This window comes from Hartmannibacter diazotrophicus, from assembly GCF_900231165.1.
GTDB lineage: Bacteria > Pseudomonadota > Alphaproteobacteria > Rhizobiales > Pleomorphomonadaceae > Hartmannibacter > Hartmannibacter diazotrophicus.
The window spans coordinates 2,395,162-2,408,539 of record NZ_LT960614.1 but is presented as its reverse complement, the minus strand read 5'-3'; the positions used below and the strand labels follow the sequence as shown (position 1 = coordinate 2,408,539).

Annotated in this window: 24 protein-coding genes; 2 read left to right on the top strand and 22 right to left on the bottom strand. The window is 64.9% G+C overall.

The annotated features are described in order from the left end of the window. Positions 1–37 precede the first annotated feature (37 nt). The 12 genes from HDIA_RS11360 to HDIA_RS11305 form a co-directional block, all read right to left on the bottom strand. Complete coding sequence (locus tag HDIA_RS11360) at positions 38–412, bottom strand: thermonuclease family protein (RefSeq protein ID WP_099556268.1); 375 nt, start codon at positions 410–412, stop codon at positions 38–40. A 114-nt stretch (positions 413–526) separates the two neighbouring features. Continuing rightward, positions 527–1,756 (bottom strand): phage head morphogenesis protein, encoded by a 1,230-nt coding sequence (locus HDIA_RS11355; protein ID WP_099556267.1) that lies wholly within the window; start codon positions 1,754–1,756, stop codon positions 527–529. A 3-nt stretch (positions 1,757–1,759) separates the two neighbouring features. After that, the gene (locus HDIA_RS11350; RefSeq protein WP_245884242.1) at positions 1,760–3,415 is read right to left on the bottom strand and encodes a DUF935 domain-containing protein; all 1,656 of its coding nucleotides are present in this window, start codon (positions 3,413–3,415) and stop codon (positions 1,760–1,762) included. Then, positions 3,412–5,046, bottom strand: coding sequence for a terminase large subunit domain-containing protein (locus tag HDIA_RS11345; RefSeq protein ID WP_157775513.1), 1,635 nt, complete (start codon positions 5,044–5,046; stop codon positions 3,412–3,414). The genes HDIA_RS11350 and HDIA_RS11345 overlap by 4 nt, the downstream gene beginning before the upstream one ends. Before the next feature lie 11 nt (positions 5,047–5,057). Then, positions 5,058–5,615 carry a phage protein Gp27 family protein gene (locus tag HDIA_RS11340; RefSeq protein ID WP_099556264.1) on the bottom strand — a complete coding sequence of 186 codons (558 nt, stop codon included), beginning with the start codon at positions 5,613–5,615 and terminating at the stop codon, positions 5,058–5,060. Positions 5,616–5,618: 3 nt separating this feature from the next. Next, positions 5,619–5,936 carry a hypothetical protein gene (locus tag HDIA_RS11335; protein WP_099556263.1) on the bottom strand — a complete coding sequence of 106 codons (318 nt, stop codon included), beginning with the start codon at positions 5,934–5,936 and terminating at the stop codon, positions 5,619–5,621. A gap of 3 nt (positions 5,937–5,939) precedes the next feature. Beyond that, complete coding sequence (locus HDIA_RS11330; protein ID WP_099556262.1) at positions 5,940–6,326, bottom strand: DUF2730 family protein; 387 nt, start codon at positions 6,324–6,326, stop codon at positions 5,940–5,942. Beyond that, the gene (locus HDIA_RS26095; RefSeq protein ID WP_197708129.1) at positions 6,314–6,484 is read right to left on the bottom strand and encodes a TraR/DksA C4-type zinc finger protein; all 171 of its coding nucleotides are present in this window, start codon (positions 6,482–6,484) and stop codon (positions 6,314–6,316) included. Before HDIA_RS26095 ends, HDIA_RS11330 begins: the two co-directional genes overlap by 13 nt. Before the next feature lie 60 nt (positions 6,485–6,544). After that, positions 6,545–7,090 carry a hypothetical protein gene (locus tag HDIA_RS11320; RefSeq protein WP_099556260.1) on the bottom strand — a complete coding sequence of 182 codons (546 nt, stop codon included), beginning with the start codon at positions 7,088–7,090 and terminating at the stop codon, positions 6,545–6,547. 2 nt (positions 7,091–7,092) lie between these two features. Next, positions 7,093–7,923, bottom strand: coding sequence for a peptidoglycan-binding protein (locus tag HDIA_RS25710; protein WP_157775511.1), 831 nt, complete (start codon positions 7,921–7,923; stop codon positions 7,093–7,095). Positions 7,924–8,122: 199 nt separating this feature from the next. Next, the gene (locus tag HDIA_RS11310; protein ID WP_210202879.1) at positions 8,123–8,305 is read right to left on the bottom strand and encodes a hypothetical protein; all 183 of its coding nucleotides are present in this window, start codon (positions 8,303–8,305) and stop codon (positions 8,123–8,125) included. A 63-nt stretch (positions 8,306–8,368) separates the two neighbouring features. Next, positions 8,369–8,635: a hypothetical protein gene (locus HDIA_RS11305; protein ID WP_099556257.1), complete on the bottom strand. Its 267-nt coding sequence runs from the start codon at positions 8,633–8,635 to the stop codon at positions 8,369–8,371. Between the two features lie 47 nt (positions 8,636–8,682). On the opposite strand from HDIA_RS11305, the gene HDIA_RS11300 reads away from it, so the two are divergent. Both HDIA_RS11300 and HDIA_RS11295 read left to right on the top strand, forming a co-directional pair. Then, positions 8,683–9,003 (top strand): signal recognition particle, encoded by a 321-nt coding sequence (locus tag HDIA_RS11300; RefSeq protein WP_099556256.1) that lies wholly within the window; start codon positions 8,683–8,685, stop codon positions 9,001–9,003. A gap of 154 nt (positions 9,004–9,157) precedes the next feature. Then, positions 9,158–9,595 (top strand): hypothetical protein, encoded by a 438-nt coding sequence (locus HDIA_RS11295; protein WP_099556255.1) that lies wholly within the window; start codon positions 9,158–9,160, stop codon positions 9,593–9,595. Positions 9,596–9,694: 99 nt separating this feature from the next. Here the strand turns inward: HDIA_RS11295 and HDIA_RS11290 are convergent, their stop codons facing one another. Genes HDIA_RS11290 through HDIA_RS11245 form a run of 10 tightly spaced genes read right to left on the bottom strand, consistent with a single transcriptional unit; the run spans position 9,695 to position 13,377 of the window. Continuing rightward, on the bottom strand, positions 9,695–10,111 hold the full coding sequence (locus HDIA_RS11290) for a hypothetical protein (protein ID WP_099556254.1): 417 nt from the start codon (positions 10,109–10,111) through the stop codon (positions 9,695–9,697). Continuing rightward, the gene (locus HDIA_RS11285; RefSeq protein ID WP_173796217.1) at positions 10,108–10,359 is read right to left on the bottom strand and encodes a hypothetical protein; all 252 of its coding nucleotides are present in this window, start codon (positions 10,357–10,359) and stop codon (positions 10,108–10,110) included. Before HDIA_RS11285 ends, HDIA_RS11290 begins: the two co-directional genes overlap by 4 nt. Further along, complete coding sequence (locus HDIA_RS11280) at positions 10,356–10,691, bottom strand: hypothetical protein (RefSeq protein ID WP_157775507.1); 336 nt, start codon at positions 10,689–10,691, stop codon at positions 10,356–10,358. Before HDIA_RS11280 ends, HDIA_RS11285 begins: the two co-directional genes overlap by 4 nt. A 44-nt stretch (positions 10,692–10,735) precedes the next feature. Further along, the gene (locus HDIA_RS11275) at positions 10,736–11,062 is read right to left on the bottom strand and encodes a hypothetical protein (RefSeq protein WP_099556252.1); all 327 of its coding nucleotides are present in this window, start codon (positions 11,060–11,062) and stop codon (positions 10,736–10,738) included. Further along, complete coding sequence (locus HDIA_RS11270) at positions 11,059–11,523, bottom strand: hypothetical protein (protein ID WP_099556251.1); 465 nt, start codon at positions 11,521–11,523, stop codon at positions 11,059–11,061. Before HDIA_RS11270 ends, HDIA_RS11275 begins: the two co-directional genes overlap by 4 nt. Continuing rightward, positions 11,523–12,374, bottom strand: a complete 852-nt coding sequence (locus HDIA_RS11265; RefSeq protein ID WP_099556250.1) for a regulatory protein GemA — start codon at positions 12,372–12,374, stop codon at positions 11,523–11,525. Before HDIA_RS11265 ends, HDIA_RS11270 begins: the two co-directional genes overlap by 1 nt. Beyond that, the gene (locus HDIA_RS11260; RefSeq protein ID WP_099556249.1) at positions 12,371–12,643 is read right to left on the bottom strand and encodes a hypothetical protein; all 273 of its coding nucleotides are present in this window, start codon (positions 12,641–12,643) and stop codon (positions 12,371–12,373) included. Before HDIA_RS11260 ends, HDIA_RS11265 begins: the two co-directional genes overlap by 4 nt. Continuing rightward, positions 12,640–12,858 carry a hypothetical protein gene (locus tag HDIA_RS11255; RefSeq protein WP_099556248.1) on the bottom strand — a complete coding sequence of 73 codons (219 nt, stop codon included), beginning with the start codon at positions 12,856–12,858 and terminating at the stop codon, positions 12,640–12,642. Before HDIA_RS11255 ends, HDIA_RS11260 begins: the two co-directional genes overlap by 4 nt. Then, positions 12,855–13,154, bottom strand: coding sequence for a hypothetical protein (locus HDIA_RS11250; RefSeq protein WP_099556247.1), 300 nt, complete (start codon positions 13,152–13,154; stop codon positions 12,855–12,857). Before HDIA_RS11250 ends, HDIA_RS11255 begins: the two co-directional genes overlap by 4 nt. Further along, positions 13,123–13,377, bottom strand: coding sequence for a hypothetical protein (locus HDIA_RS11245; RefSeq protein WP_099556246.1), 255 nt, complete (start codon positions 13,375–13,377; stop codon positions 13,123–13,125). Before HDIA_RS11245 ends, HDIA_RS11250 begins: the two co-directional genes overlap by 32 nt. Between the last annotated feature and the right edge of the window lies 1 nt (position 13,378).

The following is a 13,378-nucleotide window of genomic DNA, read 5'->3' as shown; positions in this document are numbered from 1 at the left end:
GATCGCCGCCAGCGGGCGAATGTGGCGGATAGGATTTTCAATCGCACCAGTCGGCCGTGTGGCGCGGCGTCCATTTGCGTGCCAGACCTTCCGAAATCAGGATTGAGCCGATCGACCGGCCATCCGGTAACCGCACCCAAACCAGCGGCCGGTGACTTGGTGTCTTGTCCTTCTTGCCGGAGTAAACCACCTCGACACCTGGCGTCCTGAGCAATTCAGCCATGCGGGCCTTTGCCGCGCGGGCCAGCTCCAGCTCCTGCTGGCATTTGGGATGATAGATCTCCGGGGTGTCGTAACCGGACACGAACGGCCCGCCGTCGCCCATGTCGCGCATGTTGACGCCGTCGCATTTCACCGTATCGCCATCGACCGCGATGAGGCTGGCGCAGATGAGAAGCCCGGCTTTCAGCATGATCGATTTCCGTCCTGGTTGCGATTCGCCGCTGATGGAACCATATTGATCGGACGTGGCGGCGCAAAGTCGAGCAGCCGGCCTGCGGGCCGCGAGGGGTTGGCGTCCCTCCCGTCACGGTTCCTTCCCCTTCAGCCGTCCCTCCTTGCGCAGCAGCCGGTCGCGCTCCTCCTCGCGGATGCGATGGAAGGTGTTGACCCGCAAAAAGCCGTTGTCGCTGATGAGCACGACCGCTTTCCAGATCGCGGCGCCGATCGACGCAATCACGCTCCGGGCCTTCGGACGGCCCTCGTTGACGATCCGGCCGGTTGCCAGCGTTTCCGGCAGATTGGCAAATTCGTCCTGGTCGAGATGGTCGGCATGGTCGCGGAGCTTGTTGGCAACGGCCGCCGCCGTGATGCCGGCGACGGGCGACCTGGCGCCCAGCAGCTCCTGGAGCGGCTTTGAGACGCCGGCCGGGAGGTAAACGGTCGGTGTCTTCGGCAACAGCGGCGCGACGCGAATGAAGGGATCACGCCAAAGCTCCTGCAATTTTTCCGTCGCCACTGTTTCGGGCGCTTCGCCGAGCCGGGTCTCCAGATTTTGCAGCAGCGTCGTCGCCCGCGTCTTGCCGGGGTTTTGTGCCCAGGCGGGGTCGATGCCGGCGGGAACCTCCGTTACCTCGCCCGTGCGGCGGTTGCGGAACTCCCTCGGCGGGCCGATCTCCGGTGCCTCGGTCGTGTAGCCGATCGTGTCCGGATCGGGCTCCTGGGCCAGCAGCCTTTCCGATTCCCGCCTTGAGATTTGCCGCAGCCAGCAACTGCAGTGCCAGCCATTGGGCGGGAAATGCGTGTCCCAGAATGGATCGTCGACCGGCAGGATGACGCCGACCCACACAAGATGCTGCTGGCGCGGCTCGACGGAGGTCGTGCGCATATAGAGGAAATACGGCAATCCGCGCTTGGACCGCTGGGCGCGCTGCCATTGGCCGGCGGCCCTTGCCGAGGCCGTGTTTCCCCACCAGATGGTCCGGAGCCGGCGCGCGGAGGTAAAATCGACCATGGCGGCCGGTTCCCGGCCAGTCGGATCCGCGACCAGGCGCGGTCCCCACCAGCCGAGCCGCTGGAGTTCAGCCAGCATCAGGGGGCGCCAATCCTCTTCGGCGCCTCCGGCAGCTCTCACCTTCGCGATTGAGTCCTGGAACGCCTTGCCAAGTTCCAACTCGGTCACTTTCGCCACCGAGAAGGCATGGGCATATTCCTCGCCCCAGACGTCCTGGTACGAGAAGGCCGGCTTGAACCCTCTGTCCTGGAGGTACTGCATGACCTCCGGCGGCGGCCCGAAGCCGCGCTTCACCTCGGCCATCGTTCAGTCCTTCACGTCGCCGATGGCCCGCGCGATGAACGTGGCCCGCGCCAGCCTTTCGGCCAGTTTGGACGCATCCGGACCGGCCGCCTGGAGACGGGCAAGGGCATCGTCGAGACTGCTTGCCTCCTCGATCGCCGCGAGCACCGGCTCCAGCAGCGGCCGGCTGATCTCCTCCCAATCCTCGTTGAGCAGCGCCTCGATGTCATCGAGTGCGGTCTGGCCGGTGGCCTCGGCCGCGAGCTGCGCCGTCCGGCATCCGCCGCAGCGGCAGCCGGCGACATGACCGGTCAGCGCGGGACGAGGAAAAGTGGGCACCGGTTTTCTGCCCGCGTCCCGCGCCTCGCTTAAATGCGCTTTCAAGTCGGCTTGAACGGTCTTTTGAGACGGGGCCGGCGGGGCCTTCGGATCGGCCGGCGGCTCGGATGGCGCGGCGCTTGCCGGCGCGAGCAGCTCCTCGCCATCCTCCGGCTCGCCGAGCCCCAGCTTGTCGCGCATCTCACGCTGGCTGACCTTGAGACCGAGCGGCACCAGGCGGGCGACACTTTCCGAAAGCGCCGTCACGTCCTCCGGCTCGGCAACCGGCCAGTCGACCACGGGATAGCGCTCCTGCGGTCCGAAGTTGAGCGCGACCGCCATCTGGATGACGTCGCGGTTCGCGGTGCGGGCGCGTTGCTTCTGGTCGGCCTTGATGATGTCGAGGCGGACCTCGTTGTGCACCTTCGCCTGGGCCTGGGACGAGCCGTCGTCGGCCGTCATGGTCTGGCCGACGATCAGCTTGGAGATCTGCCGGTCCATGTAGTCGAGCAGCCCGCCAAAGACCGCCTGACCATGGCTGCCCTCGACCTTGAACACCTCGACCGACGCCCCCTCGGGAATGATTGCCGCCCCGTCGTTGGCGAACATGCGAAGGCCGTCGAGCAGCCCTCGCTTGTCCTTGTCCGACGCGTTGGCGCTGTATTTGCCGAGCCGCATGGGAATGCCATAGGTCTCGGCAAAGCCGGCCCAATCCTGAAGCGTGAACTGCTGCAGCATGAAAGCCCAGCAGGCCGGCCGGGCGACGCCGACGCGCGAGGGAATGCCGGTGAAGATGCTCGGCACATGGCGCGCGAACTTTCCGGCCGGCAGCTCCTCGCCATCGAAACGGCCGTCGACCTCAAGGCGCAGCTCGCGCATGGTCAGCTTGTCGAAACGAAAGAAACGCGGGTCCCGGAAGACGTATTTGACCGGTCGGAGCGCCCTGGCCTGATACTCCCACATCATCTCGCAGACGGCATAGCCCTTGCCGATCCCGTCCGAGAGCGCGGAGGCCATCATGCCGAATTCGGGATCCTCGACCAGCTCGTTGACGAAATCGCCGATCTTCGCCGGCACGCCGTCCGGCACGGTCACCGACGGCTCGATACCGTCAAGGGCGAGATAGCGGGTCTGAAGCTGGGAACGGTAATGGATGTACCGCTCCTCCATTTCATAGGCGAGCGTCAGGTAATTGCGGTGCTCGCCAAGTTCGGCCTGGCGCAGCACTTCGCCAAGCCGTTCCGGCACGAGCTGGCCGGCGACGCGGTCCTCCATGACCCGGCGGCGGCCGTAGAGCGTCGGCGCAGCGACCTCGATCGACAGCGTGCCCTGGTCGATCGCTTCGCCATCCGGTCCCGTCATCCCCATAGCCGTCTCCTCAAGCTGTCAAAGGCGCCGCGCAACGCTCCGGTCTCCTCGGCCGCGACGGTCGAGGGTGTGTCGATGACAAGATCGACCACCGCATTCATGCGGCTTGCGTGATAGGCCATGGCGAGCGCGACCGCGCCGTCCGCGTGCCGCTTCTTTCCCTTCGTTCCCGTTCGGATATCCGGGATGCTTGGCACGCCCGAAACCACCTTGACGAGCCGCAGATCGTCGAGATGATCTGCATCCTTGATGATCGTGACGGTGCCGTCCTCGAAGGCCGCCTTCAGCGGCGGCATTTCCGTCCGGTACCAGTTGATGGACGGCTTGATCGCTTCGACGAGCCCACTGCCCGGATGATCGGGCGCGTAGATGCCGAACTCCCGCTGGAGCGCCTCGGCAACGCCATTGCCTTCACCGCCCGCGTCGAACGCGGCGCCCGTTGGTCTCGGCATCGCCCTGATCACCGCGCGGCAAACCTCGATCTGCTCGGCATGCGGAAAGCGGCGCATCTCCACCACCAGCCGCGTGATGCGGTTGAGAGCCTGATCGAGCGCCAGCAGCCAGAGCACGGACAGATCGCCGACGCGGCCGAAGTCGAAGCCCAGCGCGTGGCGGTGGCGCTTGTCGAGGTTTTGCAGGGCGTCGGCGAGCGCATGCTTCATCGGAACGAAGAGAAGCATGCGCTCAAGCTCTGTCCGGTGCAGATAGTCGGACGGCAACTCCCATCGCAGCAGCGGCGCATCAGCCGTCATGCGCGCCTCGATCAACGGCGACGGCAGCCAGGTGCCGGAGCCCTGGCTCGGGATGCAATAGAGTTCTTCGTCCGCCGCGTCGCCATAATCGGCAATGATGCCGGCGCGCCAGGCAGCTTCCCCTTCCGGGGTCCAGTCCTCGCCCGCCTTCTGGCAGACGCGCTCATAAAGGCCGTCGATGAGTGCTTCGTCGAAATCCGTCCGCAACACCGCGTAGGACTTTCGGCCAGCGCGGCAATCGGCGATCAGTTCGTTGAAGGGGTTTTCCGCTCCGTCATGCGTCGAGATCAGGAGGACCTTGCCGCCCCAGATCAGCAGCGCCATCGCCGCCTTGAGAAGTTCGGCCAGATCCTCGTGGAACGCGGCTTCGTCGATGATGACGTACCCCTGCATGCCGCGAAGGCTGCGGGGCCTCGACGGCAAGGCCCGGATCGAGAAGCCCGAGGCAAAGTCGATCGAGAACGCCTTGACGTCCTTGTTGCCCTTGGTGTCTTCGAAGAGATACTCTCCGACACTGGCAGGCCCGAGGTCGAGAAACTCGGACAGATACTTCGCCCAGGAGGCGCAGGTGTCGATGAACTCCCGCGCCATTTCCAGATTGTAGCCCATGTAGAAGACGTTCATGCCGCCGGCGGCCCGCGCCTTGCCGGCCGCCATCACCGCATCGTAGGCGGCCGCCCAGGTCACACCTGTCCGGCGGCTCTTTTCATAGACGATGACCCGGTGGACTGCGGTCGTTGCCAGCAGCTTGCGCTGATAGCCGAGAAAGATTTCGGTCTCTGGCAAACTCGCCGGATGATCGCGCCGCAGCTTGATCCAATCGGCCTCCGTGATGTCCCGGCCGAAAACCTCGTGATCCAAAGGCGCGCTCATGAAGGCTCCGATCAGCGGACGGCGATACCGGCAATGCGACGGTTGATGACGTCGACGGTCTCCTGGCTCATGCCGCATTCGCCCGCGGCCTTCTCGACCTCGGCCACGGCTTCCCGCTTGGCCTTTTCAATCGCGCGTGCCTCGATTTTCGCGGCGCGATCGGTGTCGATCTTGCTTGCTGCGGCCAGGCTGTTCATGGCGCGGCTCAGAAACATCATGTCGCCCGCCGACAGGTCCATGACGTCGCCCTGGCGCATGGCGACGGTCATCCGGAAAATCAGCCCCTGCAACATCTCGACCGAACCGCGAAAGACCTTGTCTTCGGCTTCCTCTCCGAAGCGCGCCACGACGGCTTCCGCGATGGCGCGATCCTTTTGGGCCTCCTTGGCGAGGGCGTCGATTTCCTTGATGTGCTCGCCAAGGCCCGAGCGGCTGACATCGTCGCTGGCGACGCCCATGTCCCGGATATGAGCGAGAATTTCATCAATCGTTCGCCCCTGGCGGCGCAGGTCCGCGATGGCCTCGCGCACCGCGTCCGGCAGTCGATCCACCTTGGACGGACGGCCCATGGCTCAGACTCCCATATCGGGGAGCTTGACACCCGCAATCGCTTCGATCTCGCGGGCCAGATAGGCCATGCCCCGCTTGGTGATGTCCGCGCCCATGACGCCGCCATCGCCGCCCGCGTACATCTCCGCGACAACCAGGTCATGCTCGGCCAGGAACTTGAGGTCGGACCTGACGCCGTCGCCGAGCAGTGGCCCCTTGATCCGGATGCCAGCCAGCATTGTCTTGAGGATGCTCTCGTTGGCGCTCCCCCCGGCTTCGCGCAGGAAACGCAGGATGGCGAGCCGCCGGCTCGCCGCCATATCCTCGGCAAAGCTGCCCATCTCTCATTGCCCCCTGTTCAACAGATGATCTTCGATCCGGTTTACCGCGCGCGACAGTCCGGAAAGCTCCCGGTGCGAGGCATCGACCGCGCCCGTCAGCGATCCGAGTGCGGCCTTGAGTTCGGCGAAGTCGTCCGCACTCGGCAAATGCTCGATTTCCGTCTCGATGCGCAGCGTCCGGCTGGAGAGGTCATGCTGGCCATCGCGCAAAGCCTTGATATCGGCGGCAATGCGCCGCTCCAGGCCGCCCACTTGCTCGTTGCGTGTCGTCGCCTCGGCTGCAAGGTCCGCCTTCGAGGCAAGCCCCATGCGGATCGCCCAACCGCCCGCACCAAGAAGCAGCGTTGCGGCGAACGCGATCACCGGCCACCATTCCCTCAGAACTTCCACGCCTTGCCCCTTTCCTCGGCCCGCCTTGCGCAGGTGATGCATGTGGAGGCGCCTGGTACAGCGGCCCGGCGCTCATCCGGAATGTCGTCTCCGCAACCGGTGCAGACCGGAGAGCCTGGTTTCACCGGCTGCGAAAAATGGCGGGCAATCGCCGCCATCCTTTCGCGTTCCTCGCGCTCCTGGGCGCGGCCGACCTCATCAACCATTGGCCGACTTGGTCAGCCGTTGCTGGCGCTGGCCGATCCGCCGCGTTCAATGGCCGGTTCGAGCGTGGTCCAGGTCGGTCCGTTGCCGATGACCTGCATCACCTTGGCGCGGGCAATCGCCTCGATGTCGGGAAGGCTCATGCCGAGCGCTTTCACTGTGTCGCCCGCTCCCTTGCCGGCAATCCAGTTGGCGGCGCCGTCGACGATCGCGGTGATATTCTCGGTTTTGACCGTCGAGGGTGTGAGGCCCATCGCGGCGATCGCCTGCGTCACGCCCGTCACGGCTGCCGAGTGCAGCGTCTCGCGCCGGTTGGACGCGATCTGGACGCCGGTCAGCTTCCAAATGAGCCAGGGCAGAGCAATCCCGAACACGATGTCGAGGCCCATGCTGACGGTCGTTTGCAGGAGATTGCCGGTGCCCGAGGCATCGCCGGTCAGAATGGCGGCATGGGCAGGCGTGAAGCCGGCGCCGAGGACGAGGCCGACGAGCGCGAAGGCGCCGAGGAAGAGGCACAGGGCGAGCGGCTGCGCAAAGAGATGGAAGAAGCGCGAGAACATGATCAGGTCTCCGGGTGGTCGATGTGGCGGGCGAGCGCGCCCCAGGTGGCCCGGCCGACGATGCCGTCCGGGATGAGCGAATTGGTCTGCTGGAAGGTGCGGACAGCCAGCTCGGTCGCAGGGCCGAAATCACCGTCCGTGGCGATGTGATAGCCGGCGGATCGAAGCGCACGCTGGAGGGTGGCGACCGCATCGCCATCGGAGCCGCGATGCAGCGTCGGCAGCGCGGCCGAGTGGACCGCAACGCTGCCGGCCATCGCCGCCGCCATCACCGTCTTGGCGATCCCGAGCAGCTTGCGCCGATCGTCAAGCCCGTTAAGGCCGCCGTTGATGGCGCGGGTTGCGCCGATCACGTCGTCACGGTCAGCAAAGCGGTTGAGGTTGTGCGTCTGCCAGTACCAGGCCGCCGACAGAGCCGCCCACGGAAATTGCGCGAGCCGTTCCGGCTCTGCCTCGAAATCAGGCGCGGCGGGAATGTACTTGCGGATCCACGCGGTGAAGGCGCGGCAGTTGGCGCGTCCCGTCGTCTGGATGATCCCGCGCCCCTTGAACCGGGCGCCATCGCCCTTGCGGGTGTTGCCGAGGTCTGCGCGGCCTTCATAGGCCCGGCCACTCGCATATTCTTCCGTGGTCCGGAAGCGGTCGCACTCGTGGCCGGTCTGACAAAGGAAATGCACGACCCGAAGCGGCGTCGTCAGTTCGGCCAGCTCGGCGACGATCCCCCAGGAGTCGACGAGGCCGGCCATATTGGCGCGTTGCGCCTCGGCATGCTTGCCCGAAGGCGGCACGAAGCGCGTCAGGAAATCATTGTCGATTGCGGGGAGAGAGGCCATGTCGTCACCGTGCCTGGCGGGATACGGAAAGCGGGAACCGGTTTCCCGCTCGCATCCCGCCGTCAGAAGCCGAAATTCGGTGACGACAAATTCGCCTTTAACAGGCATTCAAGGGGGGCTGAAACACTTCAGCCCCGGAGGGGGTCCGGGGCTGAGTTGGCGTCGGGCAGTCTGCCGTGAAATCAATCGGGCGGCAAGATCAGCGTCTGTTCGACTTTGCAATCAGAAATTTCGCTGCCAACATGCCGATTCCGGCCGCTACAATGACCGTCAGTGGAGACTTCTCGATCCACGGAATGTCAATCGCTCTCAGCACGATATCGAACACCTGCAATGCGACAAAAAATCTAAGCGCGTCGATGACGGTTATTGGGTGATCCACGTCGTGCATTCCTTTGAGAGAGTACGAGAACTCCACTTGCCTAAGCATCCTGTTGGCATGTCGTCACGGCTTGATGCCGCAATCCCAGGGATACGTTTGCGGCCCGTCTTCGCCGTCGCATGCATCAGCAACAAGCTTCATATAGGCTTCGCTCTCGCCCTGTTCCTCGTAGTTGTAGGGATTATCGTTTACGTCGAGCGCAGACTTCTCAACCATCGGGCAGTCGGTCAAAGCACGGACCATCTGGTCTATCACCCAAGCCTTATGACGGTCACCGTCTATACCGCCGTAGCGGATTGCCATCTGCAACGCTCTCTCGACATTTGGCATTATCTGCTCCCTTCAATATCAGAATACTCAAAACCGAGGAATTTGGAATGAAACGGTTCTTTCTGGCGGCCTGCTGGCTCTTCGCATCGATCAACGTCGCCAAGGCGGACGATAGCCTGGACGTTGCGGACCGCCTCGGCGAAATCATCGGAGCCGAGGACGCCTGCGGACTGACGCTCGACCAGGCGGCTATCAATCGCTACGTCAGCAACCATGTCGCCGCCGACGATCTCGACTTCGTCGGCTACTTGAAGACCTCAACCTGGACAGCGAAGGAAGACCTGTCCGAGATGGGGGCAACCGAGCGATCGGCCCATTGCATGCAGGTTGTCCGCTCGGCCAAAGCCATCGGCGTGACGACGGAGTAGGTTTCGAGAGGCCCCCTCACAAAAGCCTCCCCTGGCGCTCGTCGAAACAGACTCCAAGACTCGCGCCGAAGCTGTCATGAAAGAGGTGGTGCCGGACCGTTGGCGCGGTCCGGCACCGTCCATCCCCCCGTGGAAACGACACGCGGAGACGAACATGGAAAATTTCGGAAGGCTCCTCTGGTGCACATATCTCGATGCGGCGTTTCCCGTCGACGAGCCGCCGCCTCTCGGCCGGGCGACAGCCGAGGAAATCTCAAGCCTGTTCTTCAACAAGATCGACCCGGTGGAGACGTTGGCCGAGGCCGGCGGCCGCACCTGGAGCCCGGATGCCGTCGCTGAACTCGATGGCCGGCTCCTCGAATTCGCCCGCAGCGGAGCTGAGGATTTGGCCCTCGATCTCACCGCCGCGGCCGCCGAGGAACTGCATCGCCGCTGGATTTTCGCCCTGATGATCGCGACACTTCTCGACTTTTCAAAAGAGGAATTCACCGTCCCTTATCCTCTCGAAGCGTCAGCGAAAGTGCGAGGGACAGCGATCGTTCTCTACATGCTGGGCGGATTGGCGCACGACTACCCGCCAGAAGCTGGTTGAAGCGTTCACGAGCCTCCGCCGCGTCGATCCTGCAATTGTCCGCGCGATCGAACTCGGCATCGGCGATATCGGTCCATACAGTCATCGTCCTGCTCTCCTTCACAAAAGCCGCCCCTGGCGGTTGTCCCGCCCCTTGATTTTTCCGTTCCACTCGAAGCCGGTCCGCTCCGTCACGCCCACGGCCCGCGCGGCGGCGCGCACGCTCTTGCCCTCGGCGATCAGGTCGGCGAACCGCCGCTTGGCATGGCGCATGACGCCGGTCTCGCCGATCGGCAGCACCTCATGCCTGACGCCGCGCACCCGGTTGTCCGCGTCCGTCACGGCCAGCGCCTTGGCGATCGTCCGCGCCGTCTCCAGCCCGACGCAGTCCGCCAGCCAGTGGCCTGGCTTGACGTCGGCCGGAATGTCCACCCGTGTGCCGCCGCGCGCCCGCTGCACCGCCAGCGCCGCTTCCGGCCCGGCGGCGGCCGCGATTTCGGCCAGAAGTCCGCGAAAGGAGGAAGGCGCCTCGGTCACGGCGCCTCCCGAAGGTCTCGGCGGTCGGCCTTGCGCTTGCGGCGGCGGATCGGCGTCACGGTAACCACGGTCACATCGGCAAGGTGCATCCTGACGCCCTCGATCTGGACCGCGATGGCACCCAGCTCGACGGCCGTCGCCGCCCGGCCCGCGATGTGCTCGCGCACGGCCGCGACGTCGAGCCCATGCACCCTTTCCAGATAGCGCACCACGGCATGATCGGTGACGATGGGCTCGCGCGCGGTCACGACGCCACCTCGTTGCGCCAGCCGGGATGCAGTTCGTCCCAAAGACGGTCGGCCTTCGCATTCAGCCTCTTCGCCCTGGCGCGAGCGCGCGCATCCGCCGCCTTGATCGCCTCTTCTTCGGCAAGAATTTTTGAGGTCAGTTCGCGGGGAAACGGCCTATCCAGCAATTCCATTCGCCGGCTGAACGCCTCGTGCGCCGCCTGGTCGGCAGCACGGGCGCGATCGGTCGCGATCTGCCAGCGGGCGCGCAGGATCGCTTCGTCAAGGCGGGCCTTCCGTTCCGCCGTCAACGACAGCCCGAGACCATCGTTGAGCGACGAGACGAGCGCCAACAGTTCATCGCGGTCGAGGTTGGCCCAAGGTGCCGTTTCTTCGGTCATCGCGCCGGCCCTCCCGCCTTGGCATCCGCCTCCTTCCGTCCGACCTCCATTGCCAGCTCGGCGACGAGCGGCCCGTAGGCGAGGATCGCGGCGCGGTCTTCCGCCTGCATTGCCAACAGGGCATCGATCTCCCGCGCATGGGCGAGATACCGCTTGATCCGTGCCTCGTGCTTTTTGAGCCAAACCAGCGTCGCGTGGATCGCCTTGGCCGTCGCGCTGAAGCTCTCGAGTTGGGCGGTGGACATGCTCTTGCCCTTCGTGAGGTCGAAATAGACTTCCCGGCGCCGGATGCGCTCGATGATGCGTTGACGACGTTCGGTCATGATGCCGCCTTGCCCTTTACGAGGCGGTCACGGGAGCCCTTGTCCCAACAGAAGGGCGGCAGATCGACGACCAGAACCTTGCTCTTGAGCGATACTTCGATCTTGTAATCCCGTTCCGTCGCCGCACTGGAGACGTCGGGAAAAGCCTCGACCAATGGCAGCATGACGCGGAAAGTTTCCGCCGCCGGATCGACCGCTTTTCCCTTCCGCGCCGTGGAGGACAGTTCGAACGGCCCTTGGGGATCTGGAATGACCGCGACCTGGTGCGCGCGGCTTCCTTTGCCGAGCATGATCTTGCAACGCCACGTCGAAAAGCCGACCTGGGCCAGGACGTCGCGACGAATGAACAGCGTTCCGCGCGCATAGCCGCCGCCAATCTTCATCAGACCGAACTTCACCGGGTCTCGCTTCGGCGTGTATCCCTTCGGCGTCGGCTGCAATTCAACGAATTCTTCAAGCATCACTCGGCTCCCTTCGTGCGGCGGGCGGCGCGAATGGCATCGTCCCAGCCATGGTGATAGGCGGGTGTTTCGTCTGTGCATTCGCCCTTGAGGAAATCGGGTCCGCCAGCGGCAAACGCCTCGGCGGTCGTCGCCTGATCGGCCGTGTCCGCCCATTTCATGGCGGCGGCTCGTCCGCGCTCAAAGTCGGCCTTGATCGTGCGGACGATCGTCCCGAGCGCGTTCTGGACGGTCTGCCATTGCTGGTCCGTCGCCTTGACCGGCGCCAGTTGCCAGTCGCCCGCCGTCCTGCGCAGGAAATCCGCCAACGAAGGCGCGGGAGTCTGGTTTGCGTGTTCGCGGATATAAGCCCATTGCGCCGCCGCCACACGCTGGCGCGGGTTCGCTTCCCGCGTCCGACCGCCATCCGTCGACCAGTCGACGCCGGCCTCCCGCGCGAGCCATCCTTTGACCGCCTCAATCGCTTTCCTGGCCTCGACCGCGTCCCGGAGCCAGCGCACCGCCTGAATGCCCGTTTGCCTCTCAACGAAGGCCGTCAGCGCCTCGTCCGTCCGGTCGTGAACGACGCCGAGGTTCCAGCCGGCAATCCAGAGCGCTCTCAATTTGCCGGCGAACGGGCCGTCCATGGCGATGCCCCGGCGCGAGTGCGGCACGGAGGGGCTCGTCCCGCCGCCAACCAAAACCTCAAGCCGGCGGATCACGTCGTCGGCTTCCGCCGCCGTCAGGTCTTTCGACGAGCGCTTGCCGCCCGCCACCTGGGCGATGATGTCGCGGCGGGTCTCCTCGTCGAGGCAAGCCTCTTTGGCAAGGCCGTGGATGCGCCCGATCTGGCGCTGCCGGATGGCGGTCATGACCGGCCCGCCTTTTCCAGCTTGCGACGAGCCGCTCGGAGCCAACTGCGAAGCATTCCGTCACAACCTGCCGTGCAGGAGCCGGCGACGCCCGCGAGGCGAAACACGTATGCACCGCCGGCGAAGCTTTCGGCCGCACCTTCGTCACGCTTCAGGCGTGACACGATGATTTCGGCGGCCTCACCTGAGGCGAGGTTGCTCTCCTCACCCATGGCGAGGTCGCTTTCGATTTCGGTAATGAGGCCCGGAAGCCGGTCGATCGATTTCATTGCTCGATCTCCCCGCCTTGCTGTTCCTGGCGGCCCGCCTTTTCCAGTTGTTCGTTGACAGCGTGGCCGTGGCGCTCAAGCCGATCTGCGAGGCGGCGCAATATCCCGGCAGCGCTGAAGATGGCGCCATCGTCGAGAAACACGCCGGCCACTTTGACGGTTTCGTCGAAGACTTCTTTGACGGTCGGCGGCAGCTCGTTGTCGATGTTGCTCATTGCACCACCGCCCCGCGCTCCTCGCGCGCCTCGACATGCCCGTCAACGAGGGAGATGAGCAGTACTGTCGCAGCCTGCCGGATGCGCTCGGCATTGGCCGCCGTGTCGCCCGGCCGCTTGGATGCGATATCGGCGATGCCGGCAGCGAGCGTGCCTATCATCAGATAGAGCTGGTCGGCATGCGCCATGCCGCCCTGGCGGGCGACGATCGCGTCGATCTCCCGCATCAGCTCGGCGTTGCGTTCGACGGCCTTTCCGTCCAGCTCACCGATCCCACCATTTTGATCTGTCGCCATGGTCGCTCTCCTTTTGCGGCATGTCCGCCGCCCATTTCGTCTCGATCGACAGAAGCGCCGCCGTCACCTGGGCGAGCCAGACCTCAAGGGCCTTGGCGATCGCGCTGCGGGGCTTGTGTCGGGCGAGTTCGGATTTCAGCCGGTCCCGCTGCTCGGTGAGTTGCCGGTGCCGGTCGAGGTCGCTGGCCCCGCTGGGTAAGACAAAGAGCGGGGCCAGCGGCATG

Coding starts and splice junctions, on each gene's coding strand:
- HDIA_RS11360 (WP_099556268.1), bottom strand. CDS start 412: ATGCTGAAAGCCGGGCTTCTCATCTGCGCCAGCCTCATCGCGGTCGAT.
- HDIA_RS11355 (WP_099556267.1), bottom strand. CDS start 1,756: ATGGCCGAGGTGAAGCGCGGCTTCGGGCCGCCGCCGGAGGTCATGCAG.
- HDIA_RS11350 (WP_245884242.1), bottom strand. CDS start 3,415: ATGACGGGACCGGATGGCGAAGCGATCGACCAGGGCACGCTGTCGATC.
- HDIA_RS11345 (WP_157775513.1), bottom strand. CDS start 5,046: ATGAGCGCGCCTTTGGATCACGAGGTTTTCGGCCGGGACATCACGGAG.
- HDIA_RS11340 (WP_099556264.1), bottom strand. CDS start 5,615: ATGGGCCGTCCGTCCAAGGTGGATCGACTGCCGGACGCGGTGCGCGAG.
- HDIA_RS11335 (WP_099556263.1), bottom strand. CDS start 5,936: ATGGGCAGCTTTGCCGAGGATATGGCGGCGAGCCGGCGGCTCGCCATC.
- HDIA_RS26095 (WP_197708129.1), bottom strand. CDS start 6,484: ATGGCGGCGATTGCCCGCCATTTTTCGCAGCCGGTGAAACCAGGCTCT.
- HDIA_RS11320 (WP_099556260.1), bottom strand. CDS start 7,090: ATGTTCTCGCGCTTCTTCCATCTCTTTGCGCAGCCGCTCGCCCTGTGC.
- HDIA_RS25710 (WP_157775511.1), bottom strand. CDS start 7,923: ATGGCCTCTCTCCCCGCAATCGACAATGATTTCCTGACGCGCTTCGTG.
- HDIA_RS11305 (WP_099556257.1), bottom strand. CDS start 8,635: ATGCCAAATGTCGAGAGAGCGTTGCAGATGGCAATCCGCTACGGCGGT.
- HDIA_RS11300 (WP_099556256.1), top strand. CDS start 8,683: ATGAAACGGTTCTTTCTGGCGGCCTGCTGGCTCTTCGCATCGATCAAC.
- HDIA_RS11295 (WP_099556255.1), top strand. CDS start 9,158: ATGGAAAATTTCGGAAGGCTCCTCTGGTGCACATATCTCGATGCGGCG.
- HDIA_RS11275 (WP_099556252.1), bottom strand. CDS start 11,062: ATGACCGAACGTCGTCAACGCATCATCGAGCGCATCCGGCGCCGGGAA.
- HDIA_RS11270 (WP_099556251.1), bottom strand. CDS start 11,523: ATGCTTGAAGAATTCGTTGAATTGCAGCCGACGCCGAAGGGATACACG.
- HDIA_RS11265 (WP_099556250.1), bottom strand. CDS start 12,374: ATGACCGCCATCCGGCAGCGCCAGATCGGGCGCATCCACGGCCTTGCC.
- HDIA_RS11260 (WP_099556249.1), bottom strand. CDS start 12,643: ATGAAATCGATCGACCGGCTTCCGGGCCTCATTACCGAAATCGAAAGC.
- HDIA_RS11255 (WP_099556248.1), bottom strand. CDS start 12,858: ATGAGCAACATCGACAACGAGCTGCCGCCGACCGTCAAAGAAGTCTTC.
- HDIA_RS11250 (WP_099556247.1), bottom strand. CDS start 13,154: ATGGCGACAGATCAAAATGGTGGGATCGGTGAGCTGGACGGAAAGGCC.
- HDIA_RS11245 (WP_099556246.1), bottom strand. CDS start 13,377: ATGCCGCTGGCCCCGCTCTTTGTCTTACCCAGCGGGGCCAGCGACCTC.